We start from the raw sequence: 16,119 nt of genomic DNA on the forward strand, positions 1-16,119 counted from the left end.
CCGGGAATCGCGTTGGGCCGATCCATCGTTTTCCGATCTCTCTCCGTGATCGGAAAGGCCGGGTGGCTCACGTCACCGGCGAGCGGCTGTCACGTCCGCGTCCGCCGTCTCGTCCACCCGGTGATCGCAACCGTAGGAGGAGGACACCATGCCGCGTATTCCCGCCGTCAAGACCGCCGAAGCCGGCTTCCTGCTGAAGTTCATCTACAAGTTCGCCGGGAAGCGGTTCGGCGCCGTGCCCGAGCCGATGGCCGTCTACGCGCACCATCCGGCGCTGCTGCGGGCCAACGGCGTGCACGAGATGCTGGCGGAGAAGGCCAGCAAGACGCTGCCGTCGAACGTGCGCGAGCTGGCCGTGTACCGCGTCGCGACTCGGCTGGGCTGCTCGTGGTGCATCGACTTCGGGACCATGCTGCAACTGCACGAGGGCCTCGACATCGAACGGCTGAAGACCATCGACGACTACGCGAAGTCGCCCGCCTTCACCGCGCAGGAACGGCTCGCGCTCGCGTACGCCGACGCGATGACCGCGAGCCCGGTGACCGTCACCGACGAACAGGTCGCCGAGCTGGAACGCGAGTTCGGTCGCAAGGGTGTCATCGAGCTGACCTACCAGATCGGGCTCGAGAACATGCGTGCCCGGATGAACAGCGCGCTCGACATCACCGCCCAGGGCTTCACCTCGGGCGACGCGTGCAAGATCCCGCTTCCCTGATCCGTCAAGCGCCGACGCGGGCCCGGGCGGTGGTGAGCTTGTCCGGGTTCGCGACGTCGTAGATCTCCACGATCTTCCCGTCGCGGATGACGAAGGCGTCGACGTGCTCGTCGAGCGCCCGGTACCCCTCCGAAGCGGCCTGCGGCGGGATGTAGAGCCCGAGGTCGCCGTTGACCAGCGCGAGCCTCGCCTGCTCGATGCCTGCCGGGTCGTACATCCGCATGAGCCCCTGGAACAGCCGGGTGACCTTGTCGAATCCGGTGACCGTGTGGACCGCCGTGCGCGCCTTGCCGCCGCCGTCCCCGACGAGGACGACGTCCGGATGCAGCACCTCGGCCACCGCCTGGATGTCGCCGGTGAGCATCGCGGTCATGAACTTCTCGATGATCTGCTGCTGCTCGGCGAGCGCCGTCCGGGGCGGCGGGTCGGCGTCGGCGACGGCGCGGCGGCCGCGGGAACCGTGCTGGCGCGCGGCCTCGACCGTGCAGCCCAGGATCTCGGCGATCTCGCCGAACGGCACCGAAAACGCGTCGTGCAGGACGAACGCGACGCGCTGCTCGGCGGTCAGCCGGTCGAGGACCACCATCGCCGCCATCCGCATGCCGTCGTCGCGGACCGCGATGGTCAGCGGGTCCTCCGACGACGGCGTGCCCAGCGGGCCGAGCACCGGCTCGGGCAGCCACTCGCCGACGTACCGCTCGCGGCGCACCACCGCCGAGCGCAACCGGTCGAGGCAGATCCGGCTGACGACGGTGGTCAGCCAGCCCTTGTGGTCCTCGATGGCCGCGCGGCGGCGCTCGTCGAGGCCGCTCAGCCGCAGCCACGACTCCTGGACCGCGTCCTCGGCGTCGGCGAGCGTGCCGGTGAGCCGGTAGGCGACCGACACCAGATGGGGGCGCAACGCGGCGAAGTTCCCGGCGAGTTCGTCCAGGGCGGTGCTCATTCCCCGAGTGTGCCGCACAGCGCTCCGCGAGCGGCAACTAGAGTGATGAGCGTGGCAGGACGGATTCGGGAGAGCGACATCGCGGAGGTGCGCGAGCGCAACCGGATCGACGAGGTCATCGGTGATTACGTGGCGCTGCGCAGCGCCGGCGGCGGCAGCCTGAAGGGGCTTTGCCCGTTCCACAACGAGAAGACCCCGTCGTTCAATGTGCGCCCCACCCACGGCACCTTCCACTGCTTCGGCTGTGGCGAGGGCGGTGACGTGATCAAGTTCATCCAGAAGATGGACCTGATCTCGTTCGTCGAGGCCGTCGAGCGGCTCGCGGACCGCGCGGGCTTCCGGCTGACCTACGAAGGCGGCGGCGGAAGCGTCCAGCGCGATCGCGGCACCCGCGCCCGGCTGATCGAAGCCCACCGCGCGGCCCAGGAGTTCTACGCCGAGCAGCTGCTCACCCCGGACGCGCGCGCGGCCCGGGACTTCCTCTCCGAACGGGGTTTCGACGCCGCCGCCGCGCAGACGTTCGGCTGTGGGTACGCCCCGGCGGGCTGGGACAAGCTCACGAAGCATCTGCTCAACCGCGGGTTCGAGGTCAAGGAACTGCTCACGGCCGGGCTCGCGAAGGAAGGGCAGCGCGGGCCGATGGACCGGTTCAACCGGCGCCTGCTCTGGCCCATCCGCGACGTCGGCAACGAGGTCGTCGGGTTCGGCGCGCGGCGCCTGTACGACGACGACCGCGTCTCGGCGAAGTACCTGAACACCGCGGAATCGCCGATCTACAAGAAGTCGCAGGTGATGTTCGGCCTCGACCTGGCCAAACGTGAGATCGCGAAGCGGCACCAGGTCGTCGTGGTCGAGGGCTACACCGACGTGATGGCGATGCACGCCGCCGGGGTCCCGACGGCCGTCGCGTCGTCGGGGACGGCGTTCGGCGAGGACCACATGAAGGTCCTCCGGCGGCTGATGATGGACGACGACGCCTTCCGCGGCGAAGTGATCTTCACCTTCGACGGTGACGAAGCCGGTCAGAAGGCGGCGTTGAAGGCTTTCGAGGGTGACCAGACGTTCGCCGGGCAGACCTACATCGCGGTCGCCCCCGACGGCATGGACCCCTGCGAACTCCGGCTGGCGAAGGGCGACACCGCGGTGCGCGACCTGGTCGCGCGGCGGATCCCGCTGTTCGAGTTCGCGATCAAGAGCATGCTCAAGGCCTTCGACCTCGACTCCGTCGACGGTCAGGTCGCGGCGTTGCAGAAGACCGTGCCGATGGTCGCCGGGATCAAGGACCGCGCCAGCCGCGACGGCTACGCGTCGAAACTCGCCTGGTGGGTCGGCTGGCAGGACGCGGCCCAGGTGGTGAACCGGGTCCGCGGCAGCGCGGGGGCCACGGCGAAACGCAGCGCCACCGTCGAAGCCCGGCGGCCCGCCCCGGCGGCCACCGCCACCGCCGAGGAGGACCTGCCGAGGCCCGCGCCCGGCGATCCGCGGTTCATCGCGCAGCGCGAGGCGCTCAAGGCGGCGCTGCAACAGCCGATGCTCGCCGGGACCGAGTACGACGCGCTCCCCGAGGACGCGTTCACCCATCCGGTTTACATCGCCATCCACAAGGCGTTGCTGTCGGCCGGGGGAGCGGGTTCCGGGCTGACCGGGCCCGCCCTGCTCGACGCGGCCGCCCCGCACTGTCCGCAGGGGACGGTGCGGCGGGTGCTCAGCGAACTGTCGGTGGAACCCCTGCGCGCCAAGGGCGAGGTCGACTCGCGCTACATCTCCGCGCAGCTCGCGGCGGTGCAGGAAAGCCTGGTCGGCCGCCAGATCAACGAGATCAAGTCGAAGCTCCAGCGGCTGTCCCCGGTCGAGGCGCCGGACGACTACCGCGCGCTGTTCGGCGACCTCGTCGCGCTCGAGCAGTACCGGAAGGCGCTGAAGGAACAGGCCATCGGCGGATTGGACTGAGCATGGGCTGGCTGCGTCACCTGCTGGGTGAGCGTGTCCCGGCGGATTTCGACGGCACGCTGGACGACGGCGAGCACGTCGTCGGCGGCGCGGCGGTCGAAGGCGGCGGATACCTGCTGGTCACGGCGCTGGGCCTGTGGATCCCGGGCCCGCGGCGGGTCGGCTGGCATCTGGTCGGCAAGGCCGCCTGGTCCGACGGCGTGCTCACCCTGACCGAGTCCGAGGAGGCCGGGACCGCGGGGAAGGCCGTCCTGCTGGCCGACAAGACCCCGATCCGGTTCCGGCTCACCCGGCCGGGCAAGGTCCCGATCCTGCTGCGGCAGCGCGTCGATGGCTCGATCCGGGGACGGCACCGCAAGGACCTCGAAACCGGGGGAGCGTGGTTCGTCGAGCGCAAGGTCCCCGGCCAGGACGGCACGGTGTTGCAGGTGCGGCCCGATCCGGGCACGGACGTCGACGTGATCAAGGCGATCGCCGAGGAAGCGGCGGAGAAACTGGCCAAGCCGCGCGGCTAGCAGTACGCTCGTACTGTATCGCTGGGAGGCGCCATGTGGGATCCGGTCAAGTACCTCGACTACGCCGACCTGCGGGCCCGGCCGTTCTACGACCTCGTCGGGCGGATACCGGCCGAGAAGCCGCGCCGGGTCGCCGACCTCGGTTGTGGCCCCGGCAACCTGACCGCCGACCTGGCGGAACGCTGGCCGGACGCGATCATCGAAGCCAGTGACAGTTCACCCGAAATGGTCGAGGCCGCCCGCTCGCGGGGCGTCGACGCGCGAGTCCTCGACGTCAACGACTGGGAGCCCGAACCGGACACCGACGTCGTCATCTCGAACGCCGTGCTCCAGTGGGTCCCGGAACATCGTGTCCTGCTTCGTCGCTGGGTGGACCTCCTGCCGTCTGGGGCGACGCTCGCGTTCCAAGTCCCCGGCAACTTCGACGCGCCGTCGCACGCCCTGGTCCGCGCCCTCGCGCGCACCAAGGAATGGGCTCCGCGCCTGGCCGACGTCGTCTTGCGGGAGAACGAGGCCGTCGACAGCCCGCTCGGCTACGGGAACCTCCTCGCCGACGCGGGCTGTGCCGTCGACGCCTGGGAGACGACTTATCTCCAACGGCTGACCGGCGAGGACGCCGTACTCGAATGGATCACCGGCACGTCGCTGCGGCCGGTCAAGGAAGCCCTCCCCGGCGCCGACTGGGACCACTTCCGCGCGCAGGTCGCCCGCGAACTGGACAAGGCCTACCCGTCGCGGCCCGACGGGACCACGTGGTTCGAGTTCCGGCGCGTCTTCGTGGTCGCCGTCGTACCGTGAAAAGGCCCTCCACGTGCAGGTGGAGGGCCCTTTCGGCTTGTCGTGAGCGGGGTCAGCGCTGAGACCGTCCGAACCTCTCGCCGACCTTGGCGCGAGCGACCCCGGCGGCGCCCTGCACCATGGGGTGGTCAGCGACCTTGCGGTACGTCCGCACGATCTGCTCGTACCGTCCCCGGCCGGCCTTCGCGCCCAACACGTAGCCCGCGGCCGCACCCAGCAGGAACATCTTCATCCGAGTCCACGCCTCCGTTCGATCTTGCTCCGACTGTCATTGTCCCTCAAAACGCGAGCTTGACGAGGTGACGTCGAAAGTGGGGGGTGGGTGCGCGGGCATCCGAGGGCATGGGCTAAAGTTCTCTCATCGGTCGGAGCGATCCGGCTGGTACGGAGCACAATCCCCTGTAGCTCAACTGGCAGAGCATTCGGCTGTTAACCGGAGGGTTCTTGGTTCGAGTCCAAGCGGGGGAGCACAAGGCCTAGGTCATCTGACCTGGGCCTTCTTCGTTTCTGGGGTACGAGGGACGATGCACCTCGCGCTGAGCGCTCCGGTTTGGTGTCCCGGTGTCCCGGCGTCGCGCAGCGTCATCTTGCCTGCCCGTACTTCCTTTGCCATCTCGGCCAGTATCGGGTCCTGCCCCTTGGTCGCCGTCCGGAGCGCGAACTCGCGGACCGCGCCGAGCCTGCTCAGGTCCAGGTTCAGCGGTGGAATCCGGTGGCGTGGTCGTAGTCGCGGTTCTTCCCCTGATGCCGACGATGTCCCAGACCGCCATGACCCAGCCGTCCCCGGCGATCATCGCCACCGCTTCGAAGGGGGCGTCGAAGATCAGAGTGAGGGGTGTGTGGAAATAGAGACGGTGAACGTCCCTATTTCCACACACCCCTTCGTAACCGGACCGGTCACGCGGGACTGTAGTGACCAGAGCTCCGCGACGGCGGTCCACCAGGCGAGCGCGGGCTGACACGCGAAAGGGTTACTGTCCATAGTGGACGGACATGCTTGGGCCAGGTTGGTTCACGATAGGCGAACAGCGATCTGCCCGCGTCGAGGAATGTGCGCACCGCGCCGATGACATGATCCGGTCATGGCTCTCATTGAGGTAGCGCGTGGCGATATCACCGAAGAGAACGTGGACGCTGTGGTGACCGCTGCCAACGAGTCGTTGCTCGGTGGTGGAGGAGTCGATGGGGTCGTCCACCGGGCGGCAGGACCTCGGCTGGCCGAGGCGGGTGCTGCCATCGGGCCGTGTCCGCCCGGCGACGCGATGGCAACGTCGGCGTTCGATCTCGACCCGCCGGTTCGCCACGTCATCCACACTGTCGGTCCAGTCTGGGAAGGCGGTGACCAGGGCGAGGCAGAGACCCTGGCCTCGTGCTACCGCCGAAGCGTCCAGGTCGCAGATGAGCTCGGCGTGCGCAGCCTGGCCTTCCCCGCCATCGCCACCGGCGTATATGGATATCCCGCCGACCAAGCGGCGCACATCGCGGTCGCGACGCTCAGATCCACGCCGACTCACGTTCAGCGGATCCGGCTGGTCGCGTTTGATCAAGACACCTACGAGCACCTCACGGCCGCACTGCGAGGACAATAGACCGAGATCGCTGTCCGGGCCACGTACCGGGCTCGGCGAAGCCTTCTATCCCGGTGGGGACCCGCGGTCAGACTGCTTGAGCTGGTGTGCCCCGAGTGCCGCCCGAACCGATTCCGTTCCAAGGACTCCTGAAATGGCTGTTGGTTTCAACCAAATCGTCAGCCGACTTTGATTTGAAGTCCGATTCTCGTATTCATCACTCGGGTGCGCTGTCCTTACTGACGTCGTCGGTCGTCTCCTCCGGATCTTTTTCGGCGGAGAGCACGTCCGGGTCCGGGAGAGGCCGTCGAGGCTCTCGTACACCGGCCGCTCCGCCGGGACCGGCGCTGCGGAAACGCACTCTGACGCTGTCCCAGCGATACACGTGGTTGCCTGCCGGCGGGTCCTGCTCGGTGATCACCCACACGCCAGGCCAGGTCAGGGCGCCCAGCGGAGGGCCGTCCGGGTCTGGCTGCGCCAGGGCCACTCCAGCCTCGGACGCGACCTGGCGAGCGTCGCTGACCGTCATTCCCACGACGTCCGGAACGACGACGAGGTCCGCATGGCGGTGCCCACCCATGGACGAAGTATGGCGCATTGGGGCGCGCTCTCGACCTTTTGCGAGCCACTTTCGCCTCACCTGACACCCGTTCTGGACTTTTCGGCCGGGTGAGGGGAATAACGGGACATGGCATGAGAGTTCGACTACGCTGGCCACTCGGCCGGTTACGCTCGTGTGTTGATCGAGGGTGACGCGGTCGGGCCGGAGGGGCGGCCAGCAGGGGAGATGTCGGGCGACGGGGAGGGCGAGCCGACGTGTCATTGAATGTGGCCAAGTTGCTGCAGCAGGCAGGTGAGCTTGATGCCGAGCTGGAGCAGGCCCGGTACACCGGTCGATCTGCCGACGGTGTCGCGTCGGCGGTGGTGACCGGTCAGGGCAAGCTGGTGGACCTGACGATCGCGGATCACGTGATCCGGAGTTCTCATCCACAGCGGCTGGGACCGGCGGTGCTGGAGGCGGTGTCCGCGGCCCGGCGTGCGGCCGCTCAGGTCAGCGCCGCCAAGATGCGCGCAGTGGTGGACAAGGACCAGGAGTGGGTGCCCGAGCACACCCCTGGATCAGTGGTCGCGCAGCAGAATGACAGCGCGCCATCACCTGCTTCCCGAACTGCGACGGTGGCCGAGCCGCGCCGAACGCGACCTGAAGTCGAAGAGGAGAGTTTCGATCAGCTCGACTTCCTGGGCGATGACGTGGAGGACGAGGGGCGGGATCGCTGGTGAGCTACGAGAACGAGCTGTATCACCTGGCGAAAGAGATCGACGCGTCAGCGGCTGCGGTGGAGCAGGCTGCGGCGGGTGCGGCGCGCGATCGTGTCACGTGGACGTTGCCGGGCGAGTTGGGGTCGGTGACCGTGACCGGCGCCGGTGAACTGGTCGATGTGTCGGTGGACGTGGCCGCGATGAAGGACTACAGCGCGTCGAGTCTGTCTCGTCAGCTGTTGCTGGGGATTCAGCGGGCTGAGGAGGCCGCGGTCCGGAGGTATGACGCGGCGATCGCGGCGGTCCAAAACGAGGAGCGGCTGGTATGAGTCTTCCGGATCCGTTCGACCCTGGGCCCGGCAAGGGCTATCACGTCTATCCGGAGAAACTGCGGGCCGCGGCCGACGCCATCGCGGACGCGGCGGGCCTGCTGCAGACCTTCGCGGTGGTGAATCTGGCGGATGTCGCGCTCGGCCCGTACGACCTCGGTTTGCCGGGTACCGCGACGAGGCTGATGCCCGGGCTCAACGGCACGGGGACGGTGGACCGGTACAACGCGGCCATCGACACGATTCGGCGGATCACGGCCGAGAATTCGACCCAGCTCGCCGTGTTGAGCGCGGCCTTGGGCAAGGCCGCGAACCATTACGAGCAGCTCGATCAGGAGGCGTATGAGCGGATGAAGAAGCTGGAGGGTGAGATCAAGTGACCACACCCGATCCTGGCCAGGCCGCCGCGGACCTCGCCACCATGAACTACCCGGAGGGTGCGGACCAGAAGATCCGGCAGTACGCGGATCTGATCGGCGCGAACGGGATCATCGGACTGCTCGACAAGCTCCGCGTGTTCGTCGCCGGCGACCTGGAAAAGACGTTGAGGCTGGCCGAAGCGTTTGCCAGGGAGAGCAAGTTGAAGCACGTCGCCGAAATCGTCAACGACGCCAAGCTGTCGTTGACGGCTGCGTGGCATGGTGACGCGTACGATCAGTTCTCCCTGTATTCCGGGATGGTCGTCGACAGCTTGAACAAGGGCCAGGTCTCCATCACGAGCCTGACCAAAACGATGAGCGCGGTCGCTGTGACGGTGATCAGTACCTACAAGAATCTCTTGGTCACGCTGGGGAACTGTGCGGTCAGCTTGTCGGCGCTGGGCGGTAAGGTCGGGATTCTTCTCGGGAGCGCGCTGGTACCGCGCTGGCGCCACTCGCGGTCAAGGATTTCTTCGACGCGGTCAATTCGGCCTTCGAGAAGTTCTGGAATGAGTGCATCAAGTTGATCTCCGGCCTGATCACGGACATCGGGGCGCTGGTCGGGAGCAGCCTCGAGTTCACGGTCGTCGAAACCAACTTCCCCAAGATCCCGGATGTCGGCACGAGTGTCGAGGTGGTCGGGGAACCTCGCCGCTGGCGGGTCAAACCAGGAGCGGATCCTTCGTGAACCGACGACTGATCCGAGGGCTCGCCACGCTGATCGTCGGCGGATTTGCGGTGCTGGCCGGCTGCGGAACGAGCCCGCCGCCCCGGCCACCGGCACCGTCGGTGTCGGTCCCGCCGATCCCCGCACAGCTGAACGGCAACAAGTTCATCGCCGATCCGTGTTCGGCGATCACTGTGGATCAGTTGCAGAGCATCGGCTTCGGGGACGGCAGGCATGAGCAGACCCGGGAAGGCCAGTGCCTGATCGTGTTCGGTTCGTCGGTCGATGTGACCACATCATGGTTCCCGCCGTTGAGGACGAGCATCAGCACGCTGTACAGGGACCGTGTCATAGGCCGCGATACTGGCAATCACTGGGAAGAAGTCACGATCAACGGCTACCCGGCCGTGATCGTGGATGTCGAAGCGAACATTCCGAGCAGGCGGGACAAGGGGCCTCTGGCTTGCAGGCTGGTTCTCGGTGTCGATGACAGCACGTTGGTACACATCAAAGCCAACACATGGGGGAAGATCGAGGCCGGTCCTTGGCAGGCCGATCCCTGCGGCGCGGTCAAGAAGATCGCCGAGTTCGTCATCGACAACCTTCGCAGTTAGAAGCGGTCGCCGCATGTCGAGACGGCCGGATCGGCTCCGACCCCTTCGTGAAAGCGCCGGACAGCGGCGCCTCGGAGGCGAAGGAGGCCTTGCGATGAGCAAGGTGGTGCTGGATGTGTCGATGTCGCTGGACGGCTTCACCGCCGGACCGAACGTCCGGGCCGAGGAGCCCATGGGCGACGGCGGTGAACGGCTGCACGAATGGATGGCCGGGGACGGGCCCGACGCTCGCGCCTTCGAAGAGGTGAACGCGATGGTCGGGGCCACCGTCATCGGGCGGCGCACTTTCGACCTCGGCCTGCGTCCCTGGGGCGGGACACCGTGGCCCGGCGTCCCGGCCTTCGTTGTCACGCACCGGACCAGGGAAGACCTCCTCGGCGACAACGGCGGCACGTTCGCCTTCGACGGCCTGGAGGCCGCGGTCCGGCGTGCCAAGGACGCCGCGGGTGACAAGGACGTGCTGGTGATGGGCGCGGACGTCGCCGGGCAACTGCTCGGCGCGGGCCTGCTCGACGAGGTCCATCTCCACCTCGCCCCCGTGGTGCTGGGGCAGGGGACCGGCCTGTTCGCCGGGCGGCTGGGCGAGTTGATCCCGCAGGGGGAACCCGTCGCGGGGATCGCGACTCATCTGCGCTTCCGTGTCCGGCCCGCCGCAGGCTGAACTTGTCGACGAAATAGGTTCTCTTTCGCTCGGTAGTGCGGATCTTTCGAATTGCCGATACTGGGTGTTAATGACCGCGCCGCGGCGAATACGTCCGGATCGGTGTCCTGCCCGACATCGCCGGGTGACCGCATTGTTGCCGGGCTTCATCCTGCTGGCCGTGTCCGTGTGCGGCGGATATGCGGAATCGTGAATGCGCTCGAAGGGGAGGCGGGAGCATGGAACTGCGTCATTTCAAGTATTTCACGGCCGTCGCCGAGCAGGGTGGGTTCACCAAGGCCGCGAACATGCTGTTCGTCTCGCAACCGACCTTGAGCCAGCAGATCCGTGCGCTGGAAAGAGAACTCGGCGTGTCCTTGTTCCTGCGGGCACCGGACGGAGTCCGGCTGACCGCAGCCGGAGAGGTCTTTCACGGGCACGCCGAAGCCGTGCTGCGGATGGTGGACGAGGCCGCCCGCGCGACCCGGCGCGCGGGCGCGGAGCCGAACACACTGCGGATCGGGTGGTCCCCGCCGATCCCGCGTGCACTGCACGTGCCGATCGCGAGCGCGTTCTCCGCGGTGTACCCGCAGGTGCGGCTGTCGTGGCAGGAGACCACACTGCCCGACCCGGAGGGGCCGCTGCTCGACGGCGACGTCGATGTCGCGCTGCTGCGGCTGCCGGTGGACGTCGAGCGGGTGCTGTGGGAGCCGATCGCCGACGAGCCGTGCGGCCTGGCGGTTCCGGACGGGCATCCCTTGGCGGAACTCGAATCCGTCGGCGTCACCGAAATACTCGACGAACCGATGCCGAACGTCGGGGACGCCGTGCCCGAGTCCATGAAGCGATGGTGGCTGCTGCCCGGGTCTCGCAACGGGGAATATCCGAAGGCGGTGGGCGAGCCGGTCGCCACCGTGACGGAGCTGGCGTTGTCCGTCGTGCTGAACGGCGTGGTCTGCCCGGCTCCGTACCTCTACGTCAAGACCGCCGCCGTGCACGGGTTCCACGCCGTGGAGCTGCGGGACGGTCCGTGCTCGTCCACCGGTGTCGCCCGCCGCCGGGACGACCGGCGCGCGCTGCCGCGCCTGTTCTGCGAGCTGGCGGCCCGGGTCACGGCCGAGCTGCGGACATAGCCACGGCCGATCGCCGGATAGCCACAACGACTTCGACCCGGACCGGTGCCTTGGCCGATCCTCGAAGACATCGAGTACGACAGCACGACGGGAGTCCACCGACCATGACCGGAATCCGGCGCACCATGCTGATCACGGCAGCCGTGGCCGCGCTCGCCCTGCTCCAGCCGGTGCCCGCCCACGCGGGTACGGCGCTGTCCCAGCAGTTGTGCCGCGGCAACCAGATCGGCGCGATCAGGGACACGGCCCTGACCATCCTGAACGGTCAGCCGGTGAGCTTCGGCTACCGCGACCGGACGGTCGTCGGACCCGGCATCCCCCTCCAGGACGGGGACGTCGTGCGCATCCGGGCGACCGGTTCGATCAAGATCGACTCGTGGCCGTGGGGCCCGTCGTACTCACCGGCCGGTCATCCGACCGAGCGGACGAGAACGTTCTGGGGCGGGATTTCGGCGCCGTCGTACGGTCTCTACGGATTCTTCAACTCGACGGGAGCGGCGTTCCCGGTCGGGGCCGACAGCGGATGCGTGGTCTACCGCGGACCGCAGACCTGGCTATGGCTGGCGCAGAACGACGACAGGACCGTCGACAACAGCGGACGGTGGGACCTCACCGTCCGGATCTGGACCTTCTAGCGTGCCGTGAACCGCACCCTGGCGTTGCTGATCGCCGGGCTGGGCGCCTTCCTGAGCCTGGCCGCGGCGCCGCCCGCTGCGGTGGACGACCGCTTCGTCTTTTCCAGCAATCAGGCGATCGACGGCTGGTTCACGGTCGACGTCCTGGCCAACGACACCCCGCGGGGCGCTCAGGTCCGCGGGGTCGAGCTGGTGTCCGGTCCGACGGACGGCGTGGTGGAGCCGACCACCAGTCCCGTCGGGTTTCGTTGGCGCAAGGGATCTTCGACGACCGCCCGCTGGAGTTACCGGGTCGTCGACACGGTGGGCACCCGGAGCAACACGGCGACCGTGTCCGTGGGCGTGCGGCTCGGCCCGCATCCGCATGAAGACAGCTACCAGGCGATCTCGGGCGTGCTCCTGAAGGTCCCGGCGCCCGGCGTGCTGGCCGGGGACACCCACCCCGAGGGGGAGCCGCTGACGGCGGAAAGCCTGGCACGCAACGGTTTCACCGCGCGAGGTGGGCGGGTCGACCTGCGGCGGGACGGCTCGTTCGACTACGCGCCGCCGATCGGCTTCACCGGAACGGACTCCTTCGGCTATCGAGCGGTGGACCCGCAGAACGACGCGGCGGACGCGACCGTCACCATCGTGGTCCGGCCGAAGCCGGCCACGTCCACAACCGTGCCCACGCCGTCCCGATCCGATGATCAGCCGTCGGGCAGACCCGAGGTCACCGTCCACCTGCACGGCTATCCGGCGGATTGCCGGGCGAGCCCCATCATCGTCGGCGGCACGAGCCTGGACACCTGGCTCGACGAAGCGCGGCAGGGGCAGGGCGGAGGCGGCTGGGAGTTCATCGACCTGCACGCGTTCATCCCGGACGGTCTCGCGGCGGGCGTCCGCACCGTGGAGTTCCGGTGCGCCGGGAGCGTCCGGGCGGCCGGCACCATGAGGCTGCCGGCCGGACCGGGACTGACGACCTTCGAGCTGACCTGGAAGCAGAAACCTGGCTCCACCACCGCGATCCCGCAGACGACGGAGCCTCCCGGCCCTCCACCGCCGCCTTCTCCCGAGCCGCCCCAGGCGGAACGGCGCGGAATCCTCTTCATTCCCGTCCTGAGCGAGGTCCTGACCGATCTGCGATCCCTCGCGGAGAGCGCGGTGCAGACGGCGGCGATCATCGCGATCGTGCTGTTGCTGGAGACGGCGTTCCCGGCGGATCTGGTCAACAAGGTCATCGAAGTGCTGCGGACCAAGAGCATCCGGAAGCGGCTGGGGCCGGCGGCCCCTCGCGGCCACGCGTGGACGCGGACACTCGGCTACGCGGTGCTCGGCGGGGGACTGCTGGTCTGGGCCGACACGGAGATCAAGGCAGGCACCCTCGACTGGGGCGTCGTCGCGCTGAAGGCGGCGGCTGGTGCGGTCTCGCTGTCATTGGTGGTCGCCGCCTACGAGAAACCCAAGGATTCGCTGCTCGCCGCCAGTCGCGGACGCGGCCACCTCCGGGCGGTCTGGCTGGGGTTCCTCGTGGCCGCGGCGATGGCCACCCTGTCCCGCCTGCTGGACTCGCCCGTGCCTTACGTCTACGGACTGGTCGTCACCTTCTTCGCCGTCGTGGAGGCGAAGAAACGCGACCAGGGACGCGCGACCTTGGTCGGCGGGATCGCCGTCCTCGTGACCTGCGTCGGGCTCTGGGCGGCACTCGGTCCGCTGGTCGTCGCCGGACGGGAAGCGGCCCCGAAGTCGCCGGCCTACGGGATCGCCTTCGCGATCTGTGTCGTCCTCGCCGCGGGCGTCCAGGTCGTCGTCTTCGGGCTGCTCCCGATCAAGCCGTTGGACGGCTACGCGCTGAAGAGCTGGAGCAAGGTCGCGTGGTGGGCGCTTTACGTGCCCGCGGTCTTCTTCTACGTCCACGTGGTCCTCAACAGCGTGCATCCCACCCTCGCCGAAGACCCCTCCGGCGAGAAGGTCCTCGTGGCGTCCTGCCTGTTCGTGTCGGCGGGGTTGGCGAGTTTCCTCCTGCGCCGGCTCAAGAAGGTGTCCGAGCACTGACGAGACGGTCGCGCCCGGCTCCGTAACCGGTACCGGCCATGAGAAGGCTCAACGCGATCAGGAGAAGGAGAGCGCCGGTCCAGCTGCCGGTGACTTCGTGCAGGACACCCAGCAGCATCGGCCCGGTCGCCGCGACGAGATAGCCGATGGACTGGGCCATCCCGGCCAGTGCCGTGGTTTCGCCGGGTCCGCTGGCGCGCTGGCTTTGGAAGCTCAGGGCGAGCACGAGGCAGGCGCCGGTGCCCAAGCCGAGCAGTGTGCACGCCACGAGCGCGAGCGCCGGGACGAGAAGCAGGACCACGAAGCCGACGGCGACGACCACCGAGGCCGCGGCCGCGGTGAAGCGCTGATCGTGGCGGCCCCGGGTGAGCAAGGGCAGCGCCATCCCGGTGACCAGCCCGACCACCTGGTAGAAGAACAGCGTCCAGCCGCCCGCCGCGGTGCTCATACCCTGGTCGGCGAGGATGCTGGGCAGCCAGGCGATGGCGGTGTAGAAGACGAGGGATTGCAGGCCCATGAAGAAGGAAACCTGCCACGCCAGCCAGGATCCCCACGGCGTCCGGGCGTGTTTCCCGCGAGGCCGGCCACCATCGTCCGGCCGGGCCTCGCGCAGCCGGGGAAGCCACGCGACAAGAGCGGCGAGGGCGATCACCACTCCCCAGGCGAGGGCGGAACGCCAGCCTCCGGGGAGCACTTTGGCGAGCGGCACGGAAATCCCGGACGACACGGCGGCGACCAGACCCATGGCGGTGACGTAGAGGGCGTTGACGGTGTGCGCCTTCGGACCGGGTACGTGGGTGCGGATCATCGTCGGCAGCAGGACGTTCCCGACCGCGATCGCGGCCGAGAGGATCACGGTTCCGGCGAACAGGAAAACGAGCGACGGCAGGGACCGGAGCACGGTGGCCGCCGCCAGCACCGCGAGGGCGATCACGAGGAGGCGGGTGGTGCCGAACCGGTGCGAAGCACGTCCGACGAAGGGTGAAGTCACCGCGAACATGAGCAGTGGCACCGTGTTCAGGACACCGCTCGCCGAGGCCGTCAGCCCGGTGTCCTGCTCGATGGACGGCAGCAGGGTGCCCACTCCGGTCAAGGTCGCGCGCAGATTCGCCGCCACCAAAAGGATCGCGATCACGAGGCCGGCCGAAAGGGCGGGCGCGGTCCGGGCCGGATCGCTTCTCGTCGTTACGGGAGAGGTCATTTCCGCCGTTCCGTTCCGGCCTCGGTGAGCTTGACGATTTCGGCGGCGCGGTAACGTGCGCCGACTTCGTCGCGGGCCGCGATCGCCTCGACGAGACTCCGATGCAGATCGGCGTGCTGCGCGGCGGTCTCGCCGGACCAGGACGTGTCGCCGATCTGCTCGGCGACCGCTGCGCCGAGGACGTCGTAAACCTCGGTGAGCAAAGGATTCCCGCCCGCGTTCACCACGGCTTGGTGGAAGCGGACGTCGGCCTCCGCGGCGAGCGTCACCTCCTGGGAGACGGCGGTCGTCTCGGCCTCGTCGAGGAGCTGTCGAAGGCGGACGAGGTCCTCTTCGGTCCGCCGCACAGCGGCCAGGCCCGAGGCGTACTCCTCGAGCACCGCGCGCAGTTCCAGCACGTCGCTTCGCCGGGAGGTGGTGGCGCGCCTCATCAGGACCGAGTGCATCTCGCTCGACGCCCGGACGTAGGTTCCGTCGCCCCGCCGGGCTTCCAGCAAGCCCAGATGCACCAACGCGCCTAGCGCCTCGCGCACCGTCGTGCGCCCGACGCCGAGCTGCTCGACCAGATCGTGTTCGGGCGGGATCCGGGTCCCCACCGGCCAAGCGCCGGAGGCGATCTTCTCGCGGAGGGTGTCCACCAGTTGCGCCGACAGGCTCGCGACCCGGCGCGGCGCACGAAGTTCGTTCATAAGGCGACC

The 16,119-nt window shown here is 68.4% G+C and carries 20 protein-coding genes and 1 tRNA gene; 16 read left to right on the forward strand and 5 right to left on the reverse strand.

The window, feature by feature from the left end; translation table 11 throughout:
• The first annotated feature begins 148 nt into the window (after positions 1-148).
• The gene (locus B0293_RS13700) at positions 149-715 is read left to right on the forward strand and encodes a carboxymuconolactone decarboxylase family protein (RefSeq protein ID WP_005165843.1); all 567 of its coding nucleotides are present in this window, start codon (positions 149-151) and stop codon (positions 713-715) included.
• A 4-nt stretch (positions 716-719) separates the two neighbouring features.
• Here B0293_RS13700 and B0293_RS13705 read toward each other — a convergent pair whose 3' ends face one another.
• Complete coding sequence (locus tag B0293_RS13705; protein WP_039919480.1) at positions 720-1,658, reverse strand: sigma-70 family RNA polymerase sigma factor; 939 nt, start codon at positions 1,656-1,658, stop codon at positions 720-722.
• Between the two features lie 45 nt (positions 1,659-1,703).
• On the opposite strand from B0293_RS13705, the gene dnaG reads away from it, so the two are divergent.
• The 3 genes from dnaG to B0293_RS13720 are packed head-to-tail and all read left to right on the forward strand — an operon-like array spanning position 1,704 to position 4,921.
• Positions 1,704-3,608: a DNA primase gene (gene dnaG / locus B0293_RS13710; RefSeq protein ID WP_039919479.1), complete on the forward strand. Its 1,905-nt coding sequence runs from the start codon at positions 1,704-1,706 to the stop codon at positions 3,606-3,608.
• A 2-nt stretch (positions 3,609-3,610) separates the two neighbouring features.
• On the forward strand, positions 3,611-4,123 hold the full coding sequence (locus B0293_RS13715; RefSeq protein WP_005165836.1) for a hypothetical protein: 513 nt from the start codon (positions 3,611-3,613) through the stop codon (positions 4,121-4,123).
• Positions 4,124-4,156: 33 nt separating this feature from the next.
• A complete protein-coding gene (locus tag B0293_RS13720) occupies positions 4,157-4,921 on the forward strand; it encodes a trans-aconitate 2-methyltransferase (protein ID WP_005165834.1) in 765 nt (254 codons plus the stop codon).
• A 52-nt stretch (positions 4,922-4,973) separates the two neighbouring features.
• On the opposite strand, the gene B0293_RS13725 is transcribed toward B0293_RS13720, so the two are convergent.
• A complete protein-coding gene (locus tag B0293_RS13725) occupies positions 4,974-5,153 on the reverse strand; it encodes a hypothetical protein (protein ID WP_005165833.1) in 180 nt (59 codons plus the stop codon).
• A 163-nt stretch (positions 5,154-5,316) separates the two neighbouring features.
• Here B0293_RS13725 and B0293_RS13730 point away from each other — a divergent pair.
• Positions 5,317-5,389 (forward strand) — tRNA-Asn (locus B0293_RS13730).
• A 614-nt stretch (positions 5,390-6,003) separates the two neighbouring features.
• Entirely contained in the window at positions 6,004-6,510 is a 507-nt protein-coding gene (locus B0293_RS13735; RefSeq protein ID WP_039919477.1) for an O-acetyl-ADP-ribose deacetylase, read from the forward strand.
• Between the two features lie 196 nt (positions 6,511-6,706).
• On the opposite strand, the gene B0293_RS13740 is transcribed toward B0293_RS13735, so the two are convergent.
• On the reverse strand, positions 6,707-7,069 hold the full coding sequence (locus B0293_RS13740) for a PASTA domain-containing protein (RefSeq protein WP_077241307.1): 363 nt from the start codon (positions 7,067-7,069) through the stop codon (positions 6,707-6,709).
• Between the two features lie 248 nt (positions 7,070-7,317).
• Between B0293_RS13740 and B0293_RS13745 the strand changes: the two genes are divergently transcribed.
• The 10 genes from B0293_RS13745 to B0293_RS13785 all read left to right on the forward strand — a co-directional run bounded on the left by B0293_RS13745 (position 7,318) and on the right by B0293_RS13785 (position 14,220).
• Positions 7,318-7,770, forward strand: a complete 453-nt coding sequence (locus B0293_RS13745; RefSeq protein WP_143254562.1) for a YbaB/EbfC family nucleoid-associated protein — start codon at positions 7,318-7,320, stop codon at positions 7,768-7,770.
• Positions 7,767-8,078 (forward strand): hypothetical protein, encoded by a 312-nt coding sequence (locus tag B0293_RS13750; protein WP_005165825.1) that lies wholly within the window; start codon positions 7,767-7,769, stop codon positions 8,076-8,078. Before B0293_RS13745 ends, B0293_RS13750 begins: the two co-directional genes overlap by 4 nt.
• Positions 8,075-8,458: a hypothetical protein gene (locus tag B0293_RS13755; protein ID WP_005165824.1), complete on the forward strand. Its 384-nt coding sequence runs from the start codon at positions 8,075-8,077 to the stop codon at positions 8,456-8,458. The genes B0293_RS13750 and B0293_RS13755 overlap by 4 nt, the downstream gene beginning before the upstream one ends.
• Positions 8,455-9,024, forward strand: coding sequence for a hypothetical protein (locus B0293_RS13760; RefSeq protein ID WP_005165823.1), 570 nt, complete (start codon positions 8,455-8,457; stop codon positions 9,022-9,024). The genes B0293_RS13755 and B0293_RS13760 overlap by 4 nt, the downstream gene beginning before the upstream one ends.
• Positions 9,021-9,185, forward strand: a complete 165-nt coding sequence (locus tag B0293_RS44240) for a hypothetical protein (RefSeq protein ID WP_005165822.1) — start codon at positions 9,021-9,023, stop codon at positions 9,183-9,185. The genes B0293_RS13760 and B0293_RS44240 overlap by 4 nt, the downstream gene beginning before the upstream one ends.
• Complete coding sequence (locus B0293_RS13765; protein ID WP_005165821.1) at positions 9,182-9,778, forward strand: DUF3558 domain-containing protein; 597 nt, start codon at positions 9,182-9,184, stop codon at positions 9,776-9,778. The genes B0293_RS44240 and B0293_RS13765 overlap by 4 nt, the downstream gene beginning before the upstream one ends.
• 94 nt (positions 9,779-9,872) lie before the next feature.
• On the forward strand, positions 9,873-10,439 hold the full coding sequence (locus tag B0293_RS13770) for a dihydrofolate reductase family protein (RefSeq protein ID WP_005165820.1): 567 nt from the start codon (positions 9,873-9,875) through the stop codon (positions 10,437-10,439).
• A gap of 218 nt (positions 10,440-10,657) precedes the next feature.
• Positions 10,658-11,551 (forward strand): LysR family transcriptional regulator, encoded by an 894-nt coding sequence (locus B0293_RS13775; protein ID WP_005165819.1) that lies wholly within the window; start codon positions 10,658-10,660, stop codon positions 11,549-11,551.
• A 104-nt stretch (positions 11,552-11,655) separates the two neighbouring features.
• Complete coding sequence (locus B0293_RS13780) at positions 11,656-12,186, forward strand: hypothetical protein (protein WP_005165817.1); 531 nt, start codon at positions 11,656-11,658, stop codon at positions 12,184-12,186.
• A 6-nt stretch (positions 12,187-12,192) separates the two neighbouring features.
• Complete coding sequence (locus B0293_RS13785; protein WP_005165814.1) at positions 12,193-14,220, forward strand: FGLLP motif-containing membrane protein; 2,028 nt, start codon at positions 12,193-12,195, stop codon at positions 14,218-14,220.
• On the opposite strand, the gene B0293_RS13790 is transcribed toward B0293_RS13785, so the two are convergent.
• Entirely contained in the window at positions 14,198-15,421 is a 1,224-nt protein-coding gene (locus tag B0293_RS13790) for a CynX/NimT family MFS transporter (RefSeq protein ID WP_005165812.1), read from the reverse strand. The genes B0293_RS13785 and B0293_RS13790 overlap by 23 nt on opposite strands.
• On the reverse strand, positions 15,418-16,110 hold the full coding sequence (locus tag B0293_RS13795) for a FadR/GntR family transcriptional regulator (protein ID WP_005165810.1): 693 nt from the start codon (positions 16,108-16,110) through the stop codon (positions 15,418-15,420). The genes B0293_RS13790 and B0293_RS13795 overlap by 4 nt, the downstream gene beginning before the upstream one ends.
• Positions 16,111-16,119: the final 9 nt, after the last annotated feature.

This window comes from Amycolatopsis azurea DSM 43854 (assembly GCF_001995215.1).
Classification (GTDB): domain Bacteria; phylum Actinomycetota; class Actinomycetes; order Mycobacteriales; family Pseudonocardiaceae; genus Amycolatopsis; species Amycolatopsis azurea.